This is a genomic window from Microvirga zambiensis WSM3693 (assembly GCF_016735695.1).
Classification (GTDB): domain Bacteria; phylum Pseudomonadota; class Alphaproteobacteria; order Rhizobiales; family Beijerinckiaceae; genus Microvirga; species Microvirga zambiensis.
Genome location: NZ_JAERQD010000045.1, coordinates 1 through 21,567, shown reverse-complemented (window position 1 = coordinate 21,567; position 21,567 = coordinate 1). Strand labels below are relative to the sequence as shown.

Here is a 21,567-nt window from a genome sequence, read left to right as displayed (position 1 = left end):
TCGCGCACGCTCCTGCACCACCCTTTCCGGCTCAAAGCCGGCCCAATTCAACCCAGAATGCGCCCCAAAGCGGCGGCGCATGATGGCGATCGACAGCACTCCGAACGCAATCTCAGCCCGTCGCCTTCGTTTGCGGCGTGCCACTCCGCCCACAATGCGGCCGCTGCCTCAGGTCCTGCCCTCGATCGCCATGTCGAGAGTTCAACATGGCAAACAAGATGCTCATCGATGCCTCACACCCGGAAGAAACCCGGGTCGTGGTGGTGCGTGGTCAGAAGGTCGAAGAATTCGACTTCGAATCCGCTAACCGGAAGCAACTGCGCGGGAATATCTATCTCGCCAAGGTCACCCGGGTCGAACCGTCGCTCCAGGCGGCCTTCGTGGAATACGGCGGAAACCGCCACGGGTTCCTCGCCTTCAGCGAAATCCATCCCGATTACTATCAGATCCCGGTCGCCGACCGGCAGGCTCTGCTCGAGGCCGAGGCCGAAGCCCAGCGCGAGGAGGAGCAGGAGGAGGAGCGCCGCAGCCGCGGCCGCGGCCGTCGCCGGTCCTCGCAGCGCCGCGCCGAGAGCGACGAGACGATCGTCTCGACCGAGGCCGAGGCCGGAACCGGAGAAAACGTAGCGGCGGCTCCCGAAGGCGAAGTCTCCGATATCCCCGAGACTACGGGCGACGAGAGCGAGGCGGCCGCTGCCGAGGCGGCTGAGGCCGTCGCCCTGGTGATGGCCGAGGATACCGCTCCCGGCGAGAACGCCGAAGAGGCTGCCGTCGAGGCGGTCGAGGGCTCGGCGCATGTGGAGCCGGCACCCGCCGAGGCGCCGGCGCAGGGCGAAGAGACTGCAGATGCAGCCGAAGCCCGCGCCCCCGAGGGCGACACGGAAGCCGAAGACGAGGACGAGGACGGCGAGGACGAAGACGATCAGGACCTCGAAGAGCACGAGATCGTCGAACAGCTCGGCGGCGACGATGCCATCGAGGATCTTCCCCAGCGCCGGCGCACCCCGCGCAAGCAGTACAAGATCCAGGAAGTCATCAAGCGCCGCCAGATCCTGCTGGTCCAGGTCGTCAAGGAAGAGCGCGGCAACAAGGGCGCGGCGCTCACCACCTATCTCTCGCTCGCCGGCCGCTATTCGGTGCTCATGCCCAACACGGGCCGGGGCGGCGGCATTTCGCGCAAGATCACCAATGCGGCCGACCGCAAGCGCCTGAAGGAAATCGCCCAGGAGCTGGAGGTGCCCGAGGGAATGGGCATCATCCTGCGCACGGCCGGCGCCTCCCGCACCAAGCCCGAGATCAAGCGCGACTACGAATACCTGATGCGCCTGTGGGAGAGCGTGCGCGAGCTGACTCTCAATTCCGCCGCCCCCGCCCTCGTCTACGAGGAAGGTTCGCTCATCAAGCGCGCCATCCGCGACCTCTACAACAAGGACATCGACGACGTGATGGTCGCCGGTGAGGAGGGCTACCGCGAGGCCAAGGATTTCATGCGCATGCTCATGCCGAGCCATGCCAAGCTGGTCCAGCCTTACCGCGAGCCGCAGCCGCTCTTCGCGAAATACGGCATAGAGGCCCAGCTCGACGCCATGTTCTCGAACGTGGTGACGCTGAAGTCGGGCGGCTATCTCGTCATCAACCCGACGGAAGCCCTCGTCTCCATCGACGTGAACTCGGGCCGGTCCACCCGCGAGCACAACATCGAGGACACGGCGCTTCGCACGAACCTCGAAGCGTCGGAGGAAATCGCCCGCCAGCTCCGCCTGCGCGATCTCGCCGGCCTCATCGTCATCGACTTCATCGACATGGAGGAGAAGCGGAACAACCGCGCGGTCGAGAAGAAGCTGAACGAGTGCCTGAAGAACGACCGCGCCCGCATCCAGGTCGGCCGCATCTCGCCTTTCGGCCTGCTCGAGATGTCGCGCCAGCGCATCCGCACCGGCGTGCTCGAATCCTCTTCGATCCCCTGCCCGCATTGCGCCGGCACCGGCTTCGTGCGCTCGACGCCGTCGGTGGCCCTGCAGGTGCTGCGCTCGATCGAGGAAACTCTCATCAAGAATGCGAGCTACAACCTCGTGGTCCGCACGCGGATGGAGGCGGCGTTCTACATCCTGAACCAGAAGCGCGTGCATCTGCGTGAGCTGGAAACCCGCTTCGGCGTTTCGATTTCCATCGTCGCGGACGAGAGCCTGCACGGCACCACGACCTATGCCATCGAGCGCGGCGATCCCGCCCTCAAGCTCGAGCACAAGTCCATCGCCACCGGCATCCAGATCGACGCCATCGCCCCCGTCGACGAGCCCGTCGAGGAGGATGAGGTCGACGTCGAAGAGGAGAGCGCCGACGAGGCCCAGGCCGGCGAAGACCGCGGCGAGCAGGGTGAGAGCGATGGTGGCGGACGCCGCCGTCGCCGCCGTCGCCGGCGCCGTGGTCGCGACCGCGAGTCGTTCGCGGGTGGCGACCAGGCAGAGGATGGCGCCGAGGCCGGCGAGGCCGAAGGTGAATCCGACGAGGAAGACGCCGAGATCGAAGCCGGCGGCGAGGAGGCGGCTCCGGCCGAGGCCGGCGAGTCGGATGAGGAATCGCGCGGTGGGCGTCGCCGCCGCCGCGGCCGCCGCGGCGGTCGTGGGCGCGGCCGCGACGAGACGGTCGAGTTCGCCATGGAGGAAGGCTTCGTCGCCCCCGAGCAGGCCGAGGCGGAAATCGAGGCCGTGTCTGATGAGGCCGCTTCCGCGCAGGAGGCCGGCGTCGCAGCCGAGACCGAAGCGTCGCCGGTGGTCACCGTGGAAGACCCCATCGTCACGCCTGCGCGTCCCGTGGCCGAAGCGCCCGTTCCGCCGCCCGCTCCCGTGGTTCCCGAACCCGAGCCGGTCGCGGTCGTCCTGACCCCGCCCGACCCGGAGCGCCCGAAGCGCGCCGGCTGGTGGTCCAAGGCCAAGTCGGTCCTCAGCGGATCGTAAGGTTCACACAGAAATGCCCGGCTTGAAGCCGGGCATTTTCGTTTACAGCAAATGCTCCGCCGTCATGCCCGCACTTGTTGCGGGCACCCACGTCTCAGAAAACACAAACCTCATCCTGAGGAGCAGACTGCGTCTGCTCCTCAGAGGCTGGCTCATAATGCGCTGGCAACCCTCCTCCCCCTTGTGGGGAGGAGTGGGAGGTGGGGGTGTGAGCGCTGCGCTTTTCCAGTTCAGCACTGAGGCTGCCGCAGGCATCACCTCTCCCCGGTGGGGAGAGGTCGAGCGAAAGCGAGGGTGAGGGGGAGAGCGTTATCCGGAGAGGGCGCAACCCCTCACCCGCGCCTCCGGCGCGACCTCTCCCTCAAGGAGAGGTGAACCCGAGCCAAACCTTCATAGGCTATCGCTCGCACCCCGCCCCGACCCTCCCCACAAGGGGGAGGGAGAAGGCACCTGCGCCTCTCAATGAATTATGAGCCAGTCTTTGTGGGTTGGAGATCGATAAGGACGTGGATCACCCGGCCCTGGTCCCCGGATCAAGTCCGGGGACGGCCATGACGATGTAGAGCTGACTTATCTCAACCACCCCTTCAGCCGAGCCACCGTCTCGCGGCAATCGTTCTCCGAGCCTGCAAATGACAGGCGCAGGTAATGCGAGCCCTCGATGGGATCGAAATCGAGGCCCGGGGTCGCGGCGACGCCCGCCTCCTCCAGCATGCGCTTGGAGAAGCCGATGGAATCGTTCGTGAAGCGGGCGATGTCGGCATAGATGTAGAAGGCGCCGTCGACCGGATGCATCTCGGTGATGCCGACCTTCGGCAGCTCCTCCAGCAGATAGGCGCGGTTCCTGGCGTATCCTTCCTTCACCGCCTCGAGCTCCTCGGCCGAGTCGAAGGCGGCAAGTGCCGCCACCTGCGAGAGATAGGGCGGCGAGATGTAGAGGTTCTGGGCCAGCCGCTCGATGGGACGCACGAGCCGTTCCGGCACCACGATCCAGCCGATGCGCCAGCCGGTCATGCAATAGTATTTCGAGAAGGAGTTGATCACGACGGCATCGTCGTCGGACGCCAAGGCCGTCGAGGCCGCCTCGCCGTAGGTCAGGCCGTGATAGATCTCGTCGGAGACGAACCAGAGCCCCAGGCGGCGGCAGGTCTCGCCGAGTTCGGCGAGGGCCTTGCGCCCGATCATGGTGCCCGAGGGATTTGCAGGGCTCATGGCAAGAATGCCGTGCAAGGGCTTGTCCGCATGGGCCTTTTCGATGGCTTCCGCCGTCATGATCCAGCCGTCGGCCTTGGCGAGCGGGATCGTCACCGGCTCGATGCCGAGCGCCTCCAGGATGTTGCGGTAGGCCGGATAGCCCGGCGCCGTGATCGCCACCCGCTGCCCGTGATCGAAGAGGCTCAGGAAAGCGAGCACGAATCCGGCCGAGGAGCCGGTCGTCACCACCACCCGCTCCGGTGCGATGCTCACCCCGTAGGCCTCGCGGTAATGGCGGGCGATCCGCTCGCGCAGGGCCGAGATGCCGAGCGCCTCGGTATAGCCGATGCGGCCGAGATCGAGGGCGGCCTTGGCCGCCTCCCGGGCCGCGCGAGGCGCAGGCGCCGAGGGCTGGCCGACCTCCATGTGAATGACGGTATCGCCCCGCCGCTCCTTGGCTGCGGCCGCGCTCAGCACGTCCATGGCGAGGAAGGACGACACGCGCTCCATGCGGCGCGCGATGAGGGGCGAACGGAGATCGGCGGATGATTTGGTCATGGACAGGCTCGTATCCCGTTGCAGGGACGGTCTCAAGACGATTGATCGCGCCGCCCTGTCATTCCGGGGCGCGTAAGCGAGCCCGGAACCCATAACCGCTGACGGTTCACAAGAGCGCGAAACGCTTGCCGCCTCTTTCTGCATCCTCAGCGGTTATGGGTTCCGGGTTCGGCCTTTGGCCGCCCCGGAATGACAGGCGGCACAAGCAAAACGAACCCGTGATTTGACGCGGCACCGTTTGAGCCGCTAACTCGCAAGAATATGGACGAGTCTCAACTCCGCCTTGAACCATGGTTATGGCCCGGACTTGTCTTGAAGAATTCCTCGAAGGATTGGATATGCGCGCTTCGCTCCTCAAACTCGGCCAGGCCGTAGCCCTCATCGGCACGCTTGGCTTCGCATCCGCCGCGATGGCGCAGAATGCGACCTTCACCGACCAGCAGAAGCAGGCCATCGGCGAGATCGTGAAGGATTATCTCCTGAAGAATCCCGAGGTTCTCACGGAAGTCATCGCCGAGCTCGAGAAGCGCCAGGCCGAGGCGCAGCAGGTGGCGCAGGCCGGCGCGGTCAAGGAAACGAAGCAGTCGCTTCTGAACGCCGCCCATTCCTACGTGGTCGGCAACCCGTCCGGCGACGTCACCCTGGTCGAGTTCTTCGATTACAATTGCGGCTACTGCAAGAAGGCGCTCTCCGACGTTCAGACGCTGATGAAGAGCGATCCCAAGCTGCGGGTGGTTCTGAAGGACTTCCCCGTCCTCGGCCCCGATTCCGTGGAGGCGAGCCGCGTCGCGCTGGCGGTCAAGAACCAGCTCCCGGGCCAGAAGCTGTTCGACTACCATGTGAAGGTCATGGACAGCCGCGGGCGCGTCAACGGCGAGCGCGCCATGGCTGTCGCCAAGGAAATGGGCCTCGACATGGCCCGCCTGCAGAAGGACATGGAGAGCCCCGAGATCCGCAATGCGCTTCAGGAAAACATGGCGCTCGGCGACAAGCTGAGCCTGACCGGCACACCGGCCTTCATCGTCGGCGAGACCGTCATTCCGGGCGCCGTCGGCCTCGACCCGCTGAAGCAGCTGGTGGACAGCGTCCGCCAGTGCGGCAAGGCGAGCTGCGGGTAGTGCACACCGTCATCCCGGACTCGTTCCGGGGACCCACGTCTTTTGCCGTCCTTAAAGACGTGGATGGCCGGGACAAGCCCGGCCATGACGACGAAAAGCGCTGATCTGGATCTTCATGCCCTTGAGGAAACCCCGCCTAGCTTGGGAAAGCCTTGGTTTTCCCCTTCCCCCCTGCCCGCCTTTTGGCTAAGAGGGCGTTTCTGCCCCGCCAGACGGGGCTCCAGGGAATGCTCCTGATCCGATGACTACTGTCTTCGTCCTCAACGGACCCAACCTCAACCAGCTTGGCCGCAGAGAGCCTCAGATCTATGGCAGCATCACGCTTGCCGACGTCGAGAAGCTCGTGCGCGAGAAGGCCGAGGTCCTGGGGACAGCGATCACCTTCCGCCAGTCGAACCATGAGGGACATCTGGTCGACTGGATCCAGGAGGCAGGAACTCAAGGGGCCGGCATCGTCATCAACGCCGGCGCCTATACTCACACCTCGATCGCGCTGCGCGACGCCATCTCAGGCAGTGGCGCTCCGACGGTCGAGATCCACCTTTCGAATGTTCATGCTCGCGAGGGCTTTCGCCATCGCTCGCTCATAGCGCCCGTCTCCGTCGGCGTGATCTGTGGTTTCGGGCCCATGAGCTATCTGCTCGGCCTGGAAGCGGTTCACCGGGTGATGGCCGAGCGGGCCCGTCAGGCGAAACCCTCCCAGCACTAGATCCTCAGAGAATAGAGGTAGCCCCATGGCCAAGGAAAACCCTTTCGATCCCGATCTCGTCCGTGAATTGGCGAACTTGATCGCCGACACGGGTCTCAGCGAGATCGAAGTGGAGAAGGGCGACCTTCGCATCCGCGTGGCGCGCACGATCACCGCCTCCGTCACGGTTCCGATGGCGGCTCCGGCCGCCCTCGCGCCGGCCCCGGTCGTTGCCCCGCCTCCGGCTTCGGCCGAGGCCGTGAAGCCGGGCGCGCCTCATCCGGGCGCCGTTCTGTCGCCGATGGTCGGCACCGCCTACCGCAAGCCCTCACCGGACGCGAAAGACTTCGTCGAAGTCGGCTCCAAGGTCCAAGCCGGCGACAAGGTCCTGCTCGTCGAGGCCATGAAGACCTTCAACGAGATCGTGGCGCCCCGCGCCGGTACCGTGACCGCCATCTATGTCGAAGACGGAACTCCTGTTGAATACGGCGAACCCCTCCTCGTCATCGAGTAAGGCGCGACATGTTCGATAAGATCCTCATTGCCAATCGCGGCGAGATCGCCCTGCGGATTCTTCGCGCCGCGAAGGAACTCGGCATCGCCACCGTCGCCGTGCATTCCACCGCCGATGCGGATGCCATGCATGTGCGCCTCGCCGACGAGAGCGTCTGCATCGGCCCTCCGGCGGCCCGCGACAGCTATCTCAACATCCCGGCGCTCATCGCCGCCTGCGAGATCACCGGCGCGGATGCGATCCATCCCGGCTACGGCTTTCTCTCCGAGAACGCGCGTTTCGCGGAGGTGCTGGAGCATCACCGCATCGCCTTCATCGGCCCCAAGGCGGAGCATATCCGCATCATGGGCGACAAGATCGAGGCCAAGCGCACGGCCAAGCGCCTCGGCATTCCCTGCGTGCCCGGCTCAGAGGGCGGCATCAACGACGAGGCCGAAGCCAAGAAGGTCGCCAGGGACATCGGCTATCCGGTCATCATCAAGGCAGCCGCCGGCGGCGGCGGTCGCGGCATGAAGGTGGCGCGCAACGAGGACGATCTCGTCCACGCGCTCCAGACCGCCAAGACCGAGGCCAAGGCCGCCTTCGGCGATGACGCGGTCTATATCGAGAAATATCTCGAGAAGCCGCGCCACATCGAGATCCAGGTGCTCGGCGACGGCAAGGGCAACGCGATCCATCTCGGCGAACGCGACTGCTCCCTGCAGCGCCGCCACCAGAAGGTCTGGGAGGAAGGCCCCTCGCCTGCTCTCAACCTCGAGATGCGCGAGCGCATCGGCGGCGTCGTGGCCAAGGCCATGCAGGACCTGAAATACGCCGGCGCCGGCACCATCGAGTTCCTCTACGAGGACGGCGAGTTCTACTTCATCGAGATGAATACCCGCATCCAGGTGGAGCACCCGGTCACGGAGATGATCACCGGGATCGACCTGGTGAACGAGCAGATCCGGGTGGCGGCAGGCCATCCGCTCTCGGTGACGCAGGATGACGTCAAGATCGAGGGCCATGCCATCGAGTGCCGCGTGAATGCCGAGCATCCCTCGACCTTCCGCCCCTCGCCCGGCACGATCAGCTATTTCCATCCGCCGGGCGGTCTCGGCGTGCGCGTGGATTCCGCGGCATATCAGGGCTATCGCATCCCGCCGCATTACGATTCCCTCGTCGGCAAGCTCATCGTCCACGGCCGCACCCGCAACGAGTGCCTCATGCGCCTGCGCCGGGCCCTCGACGAGTTCGTGGTCGACGGCATCGACACCACGCTCCCGCTCTTCCGCACCCTGGTGCGCAACCCGGACATTCAGAACGGCCAGTACGACATCCACTGGCTCGAGAATTTCCTGAAGACAGGTGGCATTGAGGAAGCCTAAAGGGGGCGTTACCTTAAGCGGCATGAGGGCGGACCAGATCGACATCACGCCGGAGATCCTGCTGAAAGCCTATGCGGCCGGCATTTTTCCGATGGCGGAGGATGCGGATGATCCGTCGTTGTTCTGGGTCGAGCCGCGCGAGCGGGGAATCATCCCCCTCGACGGGTTTCACATCTCCAAGCGCCTTGCCCGCACAATCCGCTCCGACATGTTCGAGGTTCGCGTCGACCGGGATTTCGACGGGGTGATCGCGGGCTGTGCCGCGCCCGGCCTCGACCGGGAGAAGACCTGGATCAGCCGGCGGATCCGCGAGCTCTACGGCGAACTCTTCGATTCAGGCTTCTGCCACACCGTGGAGGTCTACCGGGACGACCGGCTGGTCGGCGGGCTCTACGGCGTGCGCCTCAACGGAGCCTTCTTCGGCGAGAGCATGTTTCATAGGGAGCGCGATGCATCGAAGATCGCCCTCGTGCACCTGGTCGCCAGGCTGCGCCGCGGCGGCTTCTCGCTTCTCGACACCCAGTTCGTGACCTCGCACCTGGCGCAGTTCGGCGCGGTCGAGGTTCCCCGGCGCACCTACAAGCAGATGCTGCGCCATGCCATGGAGCATGGCGCGAATTGGGATTCCTGGCCGCGAGACAGCGTCATCAGCGGCGAGGATGTGCTCGCCGCCATCGGGGTCTAGAGCATCGAACTTCAGCGATCCGTATTGATGAGCGGCGCAGCCGGACGGGGCTGACGCTGCGGCGCGGGTTGGCGCAGCGGTGCGGTCTCGACCGCTGGGGGACGCGGCGCGGTGTTGCCGGTGGGCGCCATGATGTCGCCCGGCCGCCCTGTCGCCGGTGCCGGGCGTGCGGTCTCCTGCTGGATCGGCGGCAACTCCTCCGGCGTCTCCTTGGGCTCGGCGATCACCTCCGTGCCGCCTTTGCAGTCGACGAGCCAGATATCGTAGACCGGGTGCTCCAGGCCGTGCAGGCCGGGGCTCGCGGCGAAGAGCCAGCCGGAAAAGACCCGCTTGGCCTTGCCGTCGGGGCCGGGCTCGTCCACCTCGATGAAGGAGGTGGTGTTGGGCGTTTCCGTCGGCGGCTTGGTGAAGCAGACCCGAGGCGTCATCTGCAGGGCGCCGAACTGCACCGTCTCGTCGACGGCGACCTCGAACGAGACGATCCGCCCCGTGATCTTGTCCAGACCGGAAAAGACGGCGGTGGGATTCTTGATCCTGTCCGCGTGAGCGGCCGTGAGGCTGCCGAGTACCGATGCGAGCACCAGGGCAGCCCGCGTCCATCCGAATGTCATCATACCGTCCAAGATACTGTCCAAGTCGATCCGTCCGGCCGAGGCCGGCGTGGAAGCAGTTGCGGCAACGCGATAACACGCGAACCATGATGGAAAAAGGGCAAGAGGGAAAAGATGGCTCGGAGGCCTGCCTCAACCTTCGTCCATTCACGACAAAGTCAAAGAAATTTCTGAACTCCCGGGTGCCGCTGCCAGTTAACGGGCCTCTATCGATCATGGAAGGCTGGTTATGGACAACGACAACGCGATCTCACGGCGGGGCATGATGGGGGCGGCTGCAGCCGGTCTCGCCTCGGCCGCCTCGGGCTCGGCAGCGGCGCAAAGCGGCGGCTCCACCCCAGCCGCTGGCGTGGCCAAGCACGATCCCACGACGAAACACCCCAAACCGCCCTTCCCCTCGCAATCCCAGCCTTGGCCGGGCCTTGCCGGCAAGATGGATCCCCGCCCCGACCATGGCGAGTCGAGCTACAAGGGCTCCGGGCGGCTGCAGGGGCGCAAGGCATTGATCACGGGCGGCGATTCCGGCATGGGCCGGGCGGCGGCCATCGCCTATGCCCGGGAGGGTGCCGATGTGGCGATCAGCTATCACCCGGACGAGGAGCCGGATGCGCGGGAAGTCATCGACCTGATCAAGAAAGAGGGTCGGATTGCAGTCGCACTTCCCGGTGATATTCGCGACGAAGCTCTGTGCTCTCGCATCGTGGCGGAGGCGGTGCGGCAGCTCGGCGGACTCGACATCCTGGTCAACAACGCCGCGCGCCAGCAGCAAAGACAATCGCTTCTCGACATCTCGTCGGAGGATTTCGACGCGACGATCAAGACCAACATCTATGCCATGTTCTGGCTGACCAAGGCCGCCCTGCCGCACCTGACGCCGGGCTCGACGATCATCCAGACCGCCTCCGAGCAGGCCTATGATCCATCGGCGAATCTGGTCGATTACGCCATGACCAAAGCCGCCATGATGAACTTCACCAAGTCGCTGGCGAAACAGCTCGGTCCCAAAGGCATTCGCGTCAACGGCGTCGCGCCCGGCCCGATCTGGACCCCCCTGCAGGTCAGCGGCGGCGCAACCCAGGAAAAGCTGCAGCAATTCGGCGGGGATACGCCGCTCGGCCGTCCCGGGCAGCCTGCGGAACTCGCCTCGATCTACGTGCAGCTCGCCGCAAGCGATGCGAGCTTCGCCAACGGCCAGATCTATGGCGCGGGCGGAGGCAGCGGCCAGCCGTAGAATTTTGCCGGGCTCCCGCCCACTTTCAGGCTCTTGTTTCTTCCAATGGCCACGCTGATCGTGTTGTTGTCACGAACACCAGCCTTGGCAATGAAATGAGAGCATCATGAGCGAAACCCACGCCTTGGGCGATGAGGCCCGCCGCCGCCTCGGCTTCCTGTCGCATGCGGAGACGGCGGCGCTTGCCCATCGTGGAGTTCTCCTGCCATTCCCTGATTCCGTGCTGGTCTCGCAGGAAGTGCAGGTCGGTGAAGGCGTGGCCCTTTGGCCCAATGTCGTCCTCCAGGCCCAAGAGGGCGGCGGCATCGTCATTGGCCGCGAGACGCAGATTTTTCCCGGCGCGAGAATCGTGGCGTCCGGCGGCGTCGTGAGGATCGGGGCGCTGGCCGAGATCGGCGAGGAAGGCGGCTTCACCATCAAGGCCGGCCCTGGCGAGATCATCGAAATCGGAGACGGGGCGCGCCTCCTCGGCGGCGGCTCGCTTACGCTGTCGAATCGAATCGGCCGCGGCGCGCAGATCCTCGGCCCCATCCGCTGCCAGAACTGCACCCTCGGCGACGGAAACAGCTACCGCGATCCTGATCCGAATGCGCGCGGCGGCGTGCTGAAGGGCGCAGGAGTCGCGCGCAATATCGACATCCCGACCGGTTCCGTGATCCAGGCCTTCGGGCTCTTCGCCGAGGGAATCGTCAGGCCTCAATCGTATTTCCACCCCAAGTCAGCCGGATAAATCCCATGTCGCAAAACCTCTCCGCCCCAGGCCTCAAGCTTGGCCTTGGACTGGTCTCCATCGGCCGCGTCTGGGGTGTCAATCAGAGCGCGCCGCCGAACGAGGACGAGGCGCAAGCGCTGCTGGCAATCGCTCTGGACCTCGGCATCGCCATTATCGATACCGCGCCGGCCTACGCGGTGAGCGAAGCGCGTCTCGGCCGCTTTCTCGCGACCCTAGCGCCTTCCCGCAGGCAGGCGCTCACCATCATGACGAAGATGGGGGAACATTGGGATTTCGAGCGCGGCACGAGCTTCGTCGATCACAGCCGCGACGCGCTGGTTCGAAGCATCGATCGAAGCCTTGAGATCCTCGGCTCCATCGACGTCATGCAGATCCACAAGGCGACGAGCGACGTGGTCGCCCAGCCCGATGTGGTCGCTGCGATGGACTATGCGAGACGCTGCGGCGTGACCGCTTTCGGTGCCAGCGTCAGCGATGTGGAGGCGGGCCAGCGGGCGCTCGACAGCGGATTGTACGACGCGCTGCAGTTCCCGCTGAACATGTCGAGCACGGGCCTGTCGCCCTTGGTGCCAGCCCTGCGCGCGAGCGGCTGCGCGGCGATCGTCAACCGCCCCTTCGCCATGGGCGGGCTGGTTGTCGGGCGGCCTTTCGAGACGGCAGCAGCTTCGGCGTTTCGCTATATCGAGCAGGAGCTTCCGAACGCAGTGATTCTCACCGGGACCGGAAAAGCTGCGCATCTCGCGCAGAACGTCAGGGCGTTTCGGGAGCTATGAGAAATTGAACCGGGAAAACGCTTCTCCGACCACGTCATCACCGGCCCTGTGCCGGTGATCCCGACGAAGAAAAGCGCCGCACTTCACAGAATCGGGATGGCCGGGACTGATCCCCGGATCAAGTCCGGGACGGCCATGACGAAGGTAAAGACCTCACCCCCGCTCAAGTGGATTCGGAGCGGGCTCCTGCATCGGATCACCCTCCTTCACGCGCCGCTCGAAATGGGCCGTGGAGCAGGTGTGGCAGCACAGGAGGCCGCGGTCGGACCAATAGGCGGGGCCATTTTCGACGCGGCCGGCATGATATGCGAAATCAGGATGCCCATAGGGGCGTCCGCATTCGATACAGGCACGGGCTTGGGGTCTCTGCAGCATGGATGGCGAAGGCCGTTGCCGGCCCTACTCTCCCGGCGTCCAGGGCACGTAGTCGCCGGTCGCAGAGGGGCGCTTGCCGGAGGCCAGAACCGAGCCCTGCGGGCGATAGGCCTGCGCCGTGCCGGTCAGGTTCGGAATGAAAGGCTTTTCCCACGCATGCGCCGTGTAGCTCTCCTCGCTCGGAGCGACGTCGCCGTTGTGGCACAGCCAGGCGCGCCAGCCGGGCGGCACCTTCGAGGCGTCGGCATAGCCGTTGTAGACGACCCAGCGGCGCTCGGCGCCCACATTCGAGTCGATCGGAATGGGTTGGGTGTAGCGGTAGTACTTGTTGCCGAACTCGTCCTCGCCCACGAACTGTCCCTTGCGCCAGGTGAAGTAGCGCGTGCCGAGGGTCTGTCCGTTCCACCAGGTGAAGAACTGGGTGAAAAACTCTTTCATGCTGCCGCCGTCGGAAGGGTTCGTGAAGGGTTCGTGAATTTGCGCGGAATATGGCGGCAAGGGGGAGCGAAGTCCAGCCTTTGCGAGTCGCGAAAACGAGGCACTGATTCTCGGATTCGGCCCTTTGGGAAGGCGGACGGGCAAAATCCCCGCATTCAGGCCATTCTGGGGCATCTAACAGCCCTTCCGAAGGCTTCCACAGGAAGCTAGCGAATTGATGCGCCGGCACAACATCTCTGGCCTTTGCGAGGCGACTCGAAGCCGGCGAAATTCGGTCGCCATCGAAGTGCGGAACGGATTCTCAAAGGAGTCTCTGTTACTTAGCCAGTTTTCCACATTCTTAACAATCTTCCACTATATATAGTTGGAACGATGAGCCGCGACACAAGTTCTTGACGTAAGGCTCGCAACACGACTAGCTTGCCGGGGTACCGATCAGAGACCGGCAACCGCCTCGAAAGGGACGGTTGGAACCTCCCCAGAGTAAGCGTCATAGTTCCGTGGCAACGCGATTGCCGCGCGACCTGTGGCGTCTGGAGGAGGCCGAAACTCGGGCGGTCATGTGGGCGATCCGAAGAACGGATCGTTGGGGCGTCGAACAATAAATTTGGGCTGATGAGCTGCGGGGCAAATCGCGGCCATGGGGACGTTTGTCCTCAACACTTAGGAATCTGACAATGCGGATCGAGCGGCGTTATACGAAAACCGGCCAATCGCCTTATTCCTCCCTCGCCTTCCGGCTCGCCACGAGCGAGATCCGCAATCCGGATGGCTCGATCGTCTTCAAGCTCGACAATATCGAGGTGCCGGAGACCTGGAGCCAGGTGGCCTCCGACGTGCTGGCCCAGAAGTATTTCCGCAAGGCCGGCGTCCCGGCCAGCCTGAAGAAGATCGAGGAGAACGACGTTCCCTCCTGGCTATGGCGCTCCGTGCCCGACGAGGCCGCTTTGGCCGCCCTCCCCGAGGATCAGCGCTTCGGCTCCGAGATTTCCTCCAAGCAGGTTTTCGACCGCCTCGCCGGCTGCTGGACCTATTGGGGCTGGAAGGGCGGCTATTTCTCGTCCGAGGAAGATGCCCAGGCCTTCTATGACGAATTGCGCTTCATGCTCGCCAACCAGATGGTGGCGCCGAACTCGCCGCAATGGTTCAACACCGGCCTGCACTGGGCCTACGGCATCGACGGCCCCGGCCAGGGCCACTTCTATGTCGACTACAAGACCGGCAAGCTGACCAAGTCGAAGTCCGCCTACGAGCATCCGCAGCCGCATGCCTGCTTCATCCAGGGCGTCGAGGACGACCTGGTGAACGAGGGCGGCATCATGGACCTCTGGGTGCGCGAGGCGCGCCTGTTCAAGTACGGCTCCGGCACCGGCTCCAACTTCTCGAAGCTGCGCGGCGAGGGCGAAAAGCTCTCCGGCGGCGGCCGCTCGTCCGGCCTGATGTCCTTCCTCAAGATCGGCGATCGCGCCGCCGGCGCGATCAAGTCGGGCGGCACCACGCGCCGCGCGGCGAAGATGGTGGTGGTCGACGTCGACCACCCGGACATCGAAAGCTACATCGACTGGAAGGTGAAGGAGGAGCAGAAGGTCGCGGCGCTCGTCACCGGCTCCAAGCTCGGCAACAAGCACCTGAAGGCCATCATGAAGGCCTGCGTGAACTGCGAGGCCGAGGGTGACGCCTGCTTCGATCCGGAGAAGAACCCGGCTCTGAAGAAAGAGATCAAGATGGCGCGCCGGGTCATGATCCCGGACAACTACATCAAGCGCGTGATCCAGTTCGCGCGCCAGGGCTACACCGACATCGACTTCCCGATCTACGACACCGATTGGGATTCGGATGCCTACCTCACGGTCTCCGGCCAGAACTCCAACAACTCCGTCTCGCTCACCGACGACTTCTTGCGCGCGGTAGAGACCGACGCCGACTGGCACCTCAAGGCGCGCAAGGACGGCAAGGTCCTGAAGACGCTCAAGGCGCGCGACCTGTGGGAGCAGATCGGCCACGCCGCCTGGGCCTCGGCCGATCCGGGCCTGCACTTCAACACCACCATGAACGACTGGCACACCAGCCCCGCCGGCGGACGCATCCGGGCCTCGAATCCCTGCTCGGAATACATGTTCCTCGACGACACGGCGTGCAATCTCGCCTCCGCCAACCTGCTGCAGTTCTTCGACCGCCAGAACCACAAGTTCGATGCCGAGTCGTTCGAGCATGCCTGCCGCCTGTGGACGGTGGTGCTCGAGATCTCGGTGATGATGGCGCAGTTCCCGTCGAAGGAAATCGCGCAGCTCTCTTACGAGTACCGCACGCTCGGCCTCGGCTTCGCCAATATCGGCGGTCTGCTCATGACCATGGGCCTGCCTTACGATTCCGACGCTGGCCGCGCGCTCGGCGGCGCGCTCACCGCGATCATGACCGGCGTGTCCTATGCCACCTCCGCCGAGATGGCGGGCGAGCTGGGTCCCTTCCCGAACTACAAGGCCAACGCGAAGCACATGCTGCGCGTGATCCGCAACCATCGCCGCGCGGCACATGGGGTGTCGGAAGGCTATGAGGGCCTCGCCGTCAACCCGGTCCCGCTCGATCACGCCTCCTGCCCCGATGCGGACCTCGTCACCCATGCCAAGGCCGCCTGGGACAAGGCGCTGGAGCTCGGCGAGACCAACGGCTACCGCAACGCGCAGGCCACCGTGATCGCGCCCACCGGCACGATCGGCCTCGTGATGGATTGCGACACCACCGGCATCGAGCCCGACTTCGCGCTGGTGAAGTTCAAGAAGCTCGCCGGCGGCGGCTACTTCAAGATCATCAATCGCGCCGTGCCCGATGCGCTGCGCGCGCTCGGCTACCGCGAATCCGAGATCGCCGAGATCGAGGCCTATGCGGTCGGACACGGCTCCATGAAGCAGGCGCCTGCGATCAACCCCGGCTCGCTCCGCTCCAAGGGTTTCACCGACGAGAAGATCGACGCGGTGGAGAAGGGCCTGAAGAGCGCCTTCGACATCAAGTTCGTCTTCAACCGCTGGACTCTCGGCGAGGACTTCTTGACCGGCACGCTCAAAGTGCCGGCGGAGAAGCTCAACGATCCGTCCTTCGACCTGTTGTCCTTCCTCGGCTTCTCGAAGGCCGATGTGGAGGCCGCGAACATCCACATCTGCGGAGCGATGACGCTGGAAGGCGCGCCGTTCCTGAAGGTGGAACACTACGCGGTGTTCGACTGCGCCAATCCGTGCGGCAAGATCGGCAAGCGCTATCTCTCGGTGGAGAGCCACATCCGCATGATGGCGGCCTCGCAGCCCTTCATCTCGGGTGCGATCTCCAAGACCATCAACATGCCGAACGACGCCACCGTCGAGGATTGCAAGAACGCCTACATGCTGTCCTGGAAGCTGGCGCTGAAGGCGAACGCCCTCTACCGCGACGGCTCCAAGCTCTCGCAGCCGCTGAACTCCGCTCTCATCAGTGATGAGGACGAGGATGCGGAGGACGCAGCCGAGCACGTCGCCGCCCTCCCCGCGGCGGCAAAAGCGGCGCACGTGTCGGAAAAGATCGTCGAAAAGATCGTCGAGCGCGTGGTGGCCCTGCGCGACCGCGAGAAGATGCCCGACCGCCGCAAGGGCTACACCCAGAAGGCCGTCGTCGGCGGCCACAAGGTGTACCTGCGCACCGGCGAATACGACGACGGACGCCTCGGCGAGATCTTCATCGACATGCACAAGGAAGGCGCCGCCTTCCGCGCGATGATGAACAACTTCGCCATCGCCATCTCGCTCGGCCTGCAATACGGCGTGCCGCTCGAGGAATACGTGGAGGCCTTCACCTTCACGCGCTTCGAGCCGGCCGGCTTCGTGCAGGGCAACGAGCGCATCAAGAGCGCCACCTCGATCCTCGACTACGTGTTCCGCGAACTCGCGGTCTCGTATCTCGCCCGCAACGACCTCGCCCATGTCGACCCGTCGGAAGCGGGCCCCACCACCATCGGCTCGGGCGAAGCCCAGTCGAAGGCGCCGGAGCCCGCGCCTGCCACGGCCATCGTCTCCCGCGGCTTCACCCGCGGCACCGTCGACCGCCTCATGCTCATCCCGGGCGGCGCCGGCAGCGCCGGAGGCATTGTTCAGCGCACGGCGGCGGTGACCGTCGGTGCGAACGCGCTGAAGGGCGAACTCGCCCCGGTCGGTGCAGCGGTCGAGGAGAAGGTCGGCGAAGCCGAGATGTCCAAACTCGCCTTCGCCGCGCCCGCCCCCTCCATGGCCGACAAGCGCGCCGAGGCCAAGATGAAGGGCTATGTCGGTGAATCCTGCCCCGAATGCGCGAACTTCACGCTGGTTCGGAATGGGACGTGCTTGAAGTGCGATACCTGCGGATCGACGACGGGGTGCTCGTAAGACGGAGCAAGAACGCTTAGTCGAAAAACGAAAATGGCCGGGTTCGCCCGGCCATTTTTATGACAATACTGGGTTTGAACGCCCAGCTAACGCGCCGCTCAACAAAAGTTCTAGTTGCCAACCAGAAGTGGCAGCAATAATGTTTCGCCTCGATCTATAGGTAGCCCTACGGATGAGAACACTTGATACCGACGAATTGGTAAAGCCTGATATGCAGGCGGTCCTTTCCAGGACTCATCTCGCGGTTGAGTTGCATGACTTTCTGCTTCCAACTTTTGAAGCAGTCTCGAATGCAATGCATGGAATCGAGGCCCAATACGAACAAGAGGCTAAACGGTTAGGCAAGATCCACATACATTTTACTAATCCCACTGATCCGACGAAGTTCAAAATTACTGTCACTGACAATGGTATTGGGCTCAATGATGAGAACTATAAATCCTTCAAAACTCCTTTCTCCGGCTATAAATTAAAAGAGCATGGCCGAGGATTTGGCCGATTTATCGCATTTAAGGTTTTTGCACGAACTGTTTATTGGAGCCAATATGCATTCTTTACTGAATACAAATCGAGGTCATTTCGGTTTGACATATCCCAAGAAAAAGAATTCGCGTACTTAAATGATAATATAGATTTCGAATTTACAGGTGTTCGCGTTGAGCATGATCAGCCACTCACGCCTTGGCATGATCTAATCAGAAGCTTAAATGTGGAAGACGTAGCTGACGCCATCGGCAGTCACTTTTTGCCATACTTTTTGTACCGTTGGCTCCCAAGTATCACTATTCAATTTGATGACGCAGCTCCGGAAGATATTACTTCTCACTTCAATTCAGTGTTTGTGCAGTCAGATTCAGGGCAAATTGATTGCGAAGTTGACGGTAGCACTGAGACGCTTCATTACTCGATCACAAAAATCCCAAAGACACGTACTTTTAAAAACCATTGCCTGCTGTTCTCCGCAGCAGATCGAATTGTAGGTGCTCCTCGCGATTTAACAAACAAATTAGGCCAGCCGCACTTCGTTGATGAGGCAGACAAGCGATATATAGTGCTGGCAGTAGTACGCAGTCCTGCCTTTGAGACACGATTAAATGATGCACGCACAGGTCTAAACATCCCAATTAAAACAATTGAGAAAATAGTTACAAAGATCAGCGATGTCATCCAAGTTAATGAGAACTCGCAAATCGACAAGATAAAGCGGGATCAAACTTATAGCCTTGGTGAAGCACTCCGTGAGAATCCAATCCTGAGGATCGGTCTCAAAGGGAGATCCGTAGGCGAGTATGTCGCCTCTAAGCCAAACAACTGGTCAGCAGAAGAATTTATATCGGACTTGGCTATTGAGCGCTTCAGAGCGTCGAGTGATCTCACTAGAGCAATTACTAAAGCCGCAAATAATCCAGTAGACTATCAAAACCGCATTCAGGAACTCGTGAGCAAGCTTGATGCGAACAAAAAGGATGCACTTGCCGAGTATGTATTGCATCGGAAGAGCGTAATTGAACTTGTTGAGGCAGCACGTAAATTTAAGGAAGACACCAAGAGAGCGCCAGAAGATGTTATCCATGAATTAGTATTTAGACGATTTACTGACAATAAGTCTCTAGATTATTTCGAGCACAATCTCTGGCTTATTGACGATGCTTTAGCCTTTTTGCCTTATATATCAAGCGATAGGACTATGCATGGAGGCGGCCGAAAGAAGGGAGATAAAATCACTGACATCGCGTTCTTTGACGATAGCATGGTGCTCGGAGACAACGACGGGACAACAATCACAATCGTCGAATTCAAAAAGCCGAGTAGAGACGATTACGCCTTTGGAAACTCCAAAAGCGATCCGGTCCTTCAAGTAATTGATACGCTCGATCAAGCAGTAGCTAAGGGCGGGATCTCAAAGACCGATGGGACACACTTTTCATTTGCGGGCGTGATCAGGCGTTTTGCATTTATTGTGGCTGACCACACGCCGAGTTTAGTTAAGGTTTTTCAAAGACACGACTTCAAGAATGACTGGAACCCCAAAATATTCTTCAGATATCGCGACAATGAGCAGATATTTATTCAAGCATTCGGTTACGACACCTTAGTCGAGAACGCGAAAAAGCGAAATCAAGCTTTCTTCTCTGTACTACTAGGCGAGTAGCAATTTTATATACTCAGGTTCTGCCTTACATCCAACATCTTGCCAGGATTGCCCAAGGCGTGGAGCGGTGGCGGATCGATTGCCTAACTTCCCCGCCGTCATGGCCGCGCCCCTCCCGGCCACCCACGCCTTCAAAACCTCCCCGCCCCTAAGACGTGGGTGCCCGCAACGAGTGCGGGCATGACGGCGGAGGATGGTGGGGATGGTGGAGGGCTTGGGCCTATCCGGGGAGCCGGAACGGGGATGCCGGGATGATCCTTGGATCAAGTCCGGGGATGGGCATGACGTTGTGGGCGTCGAGGCGTGGGCGTGAGGGCGGCTGCGGCGGCGGCCGGTCCTGGGGTGATGCGGGGCACGGGCGCGCTTAAGCGTTCAGCACCTCGTAGAGATCGTCCCAATCCGGGTTCATGCCGTGGATGAGGCGCACCTTCCAGGCGCGGGGCCAGTGCTTCATGGTCTTTTCGCGCTGGATCGCGTCGCGGATGTCGCAAAAATGCTCGTACCAGACGAGGCGCTTGAGGCCGTATTGCCTTGTGAAGCCGGGAATGAGGCCCTCGCGGTGCTCGAAGGCGCGGCGGGCGAGGTTGCTCGTCACGCCGAGATAAAGCGTGCCGTTGCGCCGGTTGGTCATGAGGTAGACCCAGCCGCCCTTTTCCATCGGAAAATGATACGAAGTTGCATTAATTCCTCAACCGTCATGCCCGGCCTCGTGCCGGGTATCCACGTCTTTTTCTGCACGGCGGTTTAAGACGTGGGTGCCCGGATCAAGTCCGGGCATGACGGGGTGGTATCGACGTCTTGTTCTGCGCGCGATTTCAGACATGGGTGGCCGGATCAAGTCCGGCCATGACGGTGGCGGGTGTGGGCACGCCCTCACTCATTCCTCCACCCGAACACTCCCTGCACCACCGCCCCGCGTCCAGTCGGCTCCGGCGGGTTCTCGCGATCGGTCGCCTCGGGCGTGGGGCCGGGCCGGCGGATCGTCGGGCGGATGCGGTCGCCGCGGGCGAGACGGACGATCTCGGCGAGGCCGCGCATCACGAGCCATGTCATGCCGAGCAGGGTCGCCGGCACGGCGAGGAGCCAGAGGGCCTGGATGGATTCGGGCCAAGTGTGGAACTTCGAGAGCCAATCGGCCCATGCGCTGTAGGGCTGGTCCATCGCAGCAACTCCCTCGAGTGAAGCGACCACCAGCAGGGCTGGTGGCCGGGGAGTTGAGAAGCCGTCAGGGACGACCGCGCTGCCCTTTAGGCTTTCGCCCTGGACATGCGACAGCGCCTCCCCGGCCGTAAGGCTGGGAAGGCATCGTTGCGGCGGATGCTTGCGCCGCCCTGACGGGGTTCTCACGCCCCGGAACCGGGTGCGCCCGGCTCCGGAAACGAGATAACACGAGACGGCGGTGCGGGGTCAATGGCCCCGCCGGCACGCTCCCCAAGCGTCATGGCCGCCCTCCGTTTCATCCCACATTCCCACGTCATTCCCATCCTCTGCCGTCATGATACCCTCCGCCGTCATGCCCGGGCTTGTCCCGGGGATCAGTGCCGGTGATCTCGATCCCAAAGGCGCCCCGCTCGCCACGCTCGGACCGGGAATGACACCCGCGCCGTCATGCCCGGGCTTGTCCCGGGCACCCACGTCTTTGCGACGCGGCGGTTCTCGAAGACGTGGGTGGCCGCACCAAGTGCGGCCATGACGGCGCGGGGGTGGGCATGGCCAGTGAGAGCGTGATGTTATGTTCTCACTTTGTTCTTGACATCATTCCCAACCTCGGCTATATCGTTGCCTCAAGAC

The 21,567-nt window shown here is 62.9% G+C and carries 16 protein-coding genes; 11 read left to right on the top strand and 5 right to left on the bottom strand.

What is annotated here, in order from left to right:
- Window positions 1-206 precede the first annotated feature (206 nt).
- On the top strand, window positions 207-2,957 hold the full coding sequence (locus tag JKL46_RS25510) for an Rne/Rng family ribonuclease (protein WP_201838605.1): 2,751 nt from the start codon (window positions 207-209) through the stop codon (window positions 2,955-2,957).
- A 570-nt stretch (window positions 2,958-3,527) separates the two neighbouring features.
- Here the strand turns inward: JKL46_RS25510 and JKL46_RS25505 are convergent.
- A complete protein-coding gene (locus JKL46_RS25505; RefSeq protein ID WP_201838604.1) occupies window positions 3,528-4,709 on the bottom strand; it encodes a pyridoxal phosphate-dependent aminotransferase in 1,182 nt (393 codons plus the stop codon).
- Between the two features lie 338 nt (window positions 4,710-5,047).
- On the opposite strand from JKL46_RS25505, the gene JKL46_RS25500 reads away from it, so the two are divergent.
- From JKL46_RS25500 to aat, 5 genes are all read left to right on the top strand, one after another.
- Window positions 5,048-5,827 (top strand): DsbA family protein, encoded by a 780-nt coding sequence (locus JKL46_RS25500; RefSeq protein WP_201838602.1) that lies wholly within the window; start codon window positions 5,048-5,050, stop codon window positions 5,825-5,827.
- A gap of 241 nt (window positions 5,828-6,068) precedes the next feature.
- The gene (gene aroQ, locus JKL46_RS25495) at window positions 6,069-6,536 is read left to right on the top strand and encodes a type II 3-dehydroquinate dehydratase (protein ID WP_201838600.1); all 468 of its coding nucleotides are present in this window, start codon (window positions 6,069-6,071) and stop codon (window positions 6,534-6,536) included.
- Window positions 6,537-6,561: 25 nt separating this feature from the next.
- Window positions 6,562-7,029, top strand: coding sequence for an acetyl-CoA carboxylase biotin carboxyl carrier protein (accB, locus tag JKL46_RS25490; protein ID WP_201838599.1), 468 nt, complete (start codon window positions 6,562-6,564; stop codon window positions 7,027-7,029).
- 8 nt (window positions 7,030-7,037) lie between these two features.
- Complete coding sequence (gene accC, locus JKL46_RS25485; RefSeq protein WP_201838598.1) at window positions 7,038-8,393, top strand: acetyl-CoA carboxylase biotin carboxylase subunit; 1,356 nt, start codon at window positions 7,038-7,040, stop codon at window positions 8,391-8,393.
- Window positions 8,394-8,415: 22 nt separating this feature from the next.
- Window positions 8,416-9,078 carry a leucyl/phenylalanyl-tRNA--protein transferase gene (aat, locus tag JKL46_RS25480; protein ID WP_201838597.1) on the top strand — a complete coding sequence of 221 codons (663 nt, stop codon included), beginning with the start codon at window positions 8,416-8,418 and terminating at the stop codon, window positions 9,076-9,078.
- Window positions 9,079-9,089: 11 nt separating this feature from the next.
- On the opposite strand, the gene JKL46_RS25475 is transcribed toward aat, so the two are convergent.
- A complete protein-coding gene (locus JKL46_RS25475) occupies window positions 9,090-9,689 on the bottom strand; it encodes a DUF2155 domain-containing protein (protein WP_201838633.1) in 600 nt (199 codons plus the stop codon).
- A 229-nt stretch (window positions 9,690-9,918) separates the two neighbouring features.
- On the opposite strand from JKL46_RS25475, the gene JKL46_RS25470 reads away from it, so the two are divergent.
- The 3 genes from JKL46_RS25470 to JKL46_RS25460 all read left to right on the top strand — a co-directional run bounded on the left by JKL46_RS25470 (window position 9,919) and on the right by JKL46_RS25460 (window position 12,426).
- Window positions 9,919-10,920, top strand: a complete 1,002-nt coding sequence (locus JKL46_RS25470) for an SDR family oxidoreductase (RefSeq protein WP_246529528.1) — start codon at window positions 9,919-9,921, stop codon at window positions 10,918-10,920.
- 106 nt (window positions 10,921-11,026) lie between these two features.
- Complete coding sequence (locus tag JKL46_RS25465; protein ID WP_201838596.1) at window positions 11,027-11,650, top strand: LbetaH domain-containing protein; 624 nt, start codon at window positions 11,027-11,029, stop codon at window positions 11,648-11,650.
- Between the two features lie 5 nt (window positions 11,651-11,655).
- Window positions 11,656-12,426, top strand: coding sequence for an aldo/keto reductase (locus JKL46_RS25460; RefSeq protein ID WP_201838595.1), 771 nt, complete (start codon window positions 11,656-11,658; stop codon window positions 12,424-12,426).
- Window positions 12,427-12,825: 399 nt separating this feature from the next.
- Here the strand turns inward: JKL46_RS25460 and JKL46_RS25455 are convergent, their stop codons facing one another.
- Window positions 12,826-13,239 (bottom strand): NADH:ubiquinone oxidoreductase subunit NDUFA12, encoded by a 414-nt coding sequence (locus tag JKL46_RS25455; protein WP_201838594.1) that lies wholly within the window; start codon window positions 13,237-13,239, stop codon window positions 12,826-12,828.
- 677 nt (window positions 13,240-13,916) lie between these two features.
- On the opposite strand from JKL46_RS25455, the gene JKL46_RS25450 reads away from it, so the two are divergent.
- Together JKL46_RS25450 and JKL46_RS25445 are read left to right on the top strand one after the other, a co-directional pair.
- Window positions 13,917-17,624 carry a vitamin B12-dependent ribonucleotide reductase gene (locus JKL46_RS25450; protein WP_201838593.1) on the top strand — a complete coding sequence of 1,236 codons (3,708 nt, stop codon included), beginning with the start codon at window positions 13,917-13,919 and terminating at the stop codon, window positions 17,622-17,624.
- A 172-nt stretch (window positions 17,625-17,796) separates the two neighbouring features.
- Window positions 17,797-19,776, top strand: coding sequence for a sensor histidine kinase (locus tag JKL46_RS25445; RefSeq protein WP_201838591.1), 1,980 nt, complete (start codon window positions 17,797-17,799; stop codon window positions 19,774-19,776).
- A gap of 364 nt (window positions 19,777-20,140) precedes the next feature.
- Here JKL46_RS25445 and JKL46_RS25440 read toward each other — a convergent pair whose 3' ends face one another.
- Window positions 20,141-20,434 carry a GIY-YIG nuclease family protein gene (locus JKL46_RS25440; protein WP_246529526.1) on the bottom strand — a complete coding sequence of 98 codons (294 nt, stop codon included), beginning with the start codon at window positions 20,432-20,434 and terminating at the stop codon, window positions 20,141-20,143.
- Window positions 20,435-20,649: 215 nt separating this feature from the next.
- On the bottom strand, window positions 20,650-20,937 hold the full coding sequence (locus JKL46_RS25435) for a hypothetical protein (protein ID WP_201838590.1): 288 nt from the start codon (window positions 20,935-20,937) through the stop codon (window positions 20,650-20,652).
- Between the last annotated feature and the right edge of the window lie 630 nt (window positions 20,938-21,567).

Bases quoted from the DNA above. Each gene is read 5' to 3' on its own strand.
- JKL46_RS25475 (WP_201838633.1), bottom strand. From the start codon at position 9,689: ATGACATTCGGATGGACGCGGGCTGCCCTGGTGCTCGCATCGGTACTC.
- JKL46_RS25435 (WP_201838590.1), bottom strand. From the start codon at position 20,937: ATGGACCAGCCCTACAGCGCATGGGCCGATTGGCTCTCGAAGTTCCAC.
- JKL46_RS25465 (WP_201838596.1), top strand. From the start codon at position 11,027: ATGAGCGAAACCCACGCCTTGGGCGATGAGGCCCGCCGCCGCCTCGGC.
- accB (WP_201838599.1), top strand. From the start codon at position 6,562: ATGGCCAAGGAAAACCCTTTCGATCCCGATCTCGTCCGTGAATTGGCG.
- JKL46_RS25500 (WP_201838602.1), top strand. From the start codon at position 5,048: ATGCGCGCTTCGCTCCTCAAACTCGGCCAGGCCGTAGCCCTCATCGGC.
- aat (WP_201838597.1), top strand. From the start codon at position 8,416: ATGAGGGCGGACCAGATCGACATCACGCCGGAGATCCTGCTGAAAGCC.
- JKL46_RS25510 (WP_201838605.1), top strand. From the start codon at position 207: ATGGCAAACAAGATGCTCATCGATGCCTCACACCCGGAAGAAACCCGG.
- JKL46_RS25460 (WP_201838595.1), top strand. From the start codon at position 11,656: ATGTCGCAAAACCTCTCCGCCCCAGGCCTCAAGCTTGGCCTTGGACTG.
- JKL46_RS25470 (WP_246529528.1), top strand. From the start codon at position 9,919: ATGGACAACGACAACGCGATCTCACGGCGGGGCATGATGGGGGCGGCT.
- JKL46_RS25440 (WP_246529526.1), bottom strand. From the start codon at position 20,434: ATGGAAAAGGGCGGCTGGGTCTACCTCATGACCAACCGGCGCAACGGC.
- JKL46_RS25505 (WP_201838604.1), bottom strand. From the start codon at position 4,709: ATGACCAAATCATCCGCCGATCTCCGTTCGCCCCTCATCGCGCGCCGC.
- JKL46_RS25455 (WP_201838594.1), bottom strand. From the start codon at position 13,239: ATGAAAGAGTTTTTCACCCAGTTCTTCACCTGGTGGAACGGACAGACC.
- JKL46_RS25450 (WP_201838593.1), top strand. From the start codon at position 13,917: ATGCGGATCGAGCGGCGTTATACGAAAACCGGCCAATCGCCTTATTCC.
- JKL46_RS25445 (WP_201838591.1), top strand. From the start codon at position 17,797: ATGAGAACACTTGATACCGACGAATTGGTAAAGCCTGATATGCAGGCG.
- aroQ (WP_201838600.1), top strand. From the start codon at position 6,069: ATGACTACTGTCTTCGTCCTCAACGGACCCAACCTCAACCAGCTTGGC.
- accC (WP_201838598.1), top strand. From the start codon at position 7,038: ATGTTCGATAAGATCCTCATTGCCAATCGCGGCGAGATCGCCCTGCGG.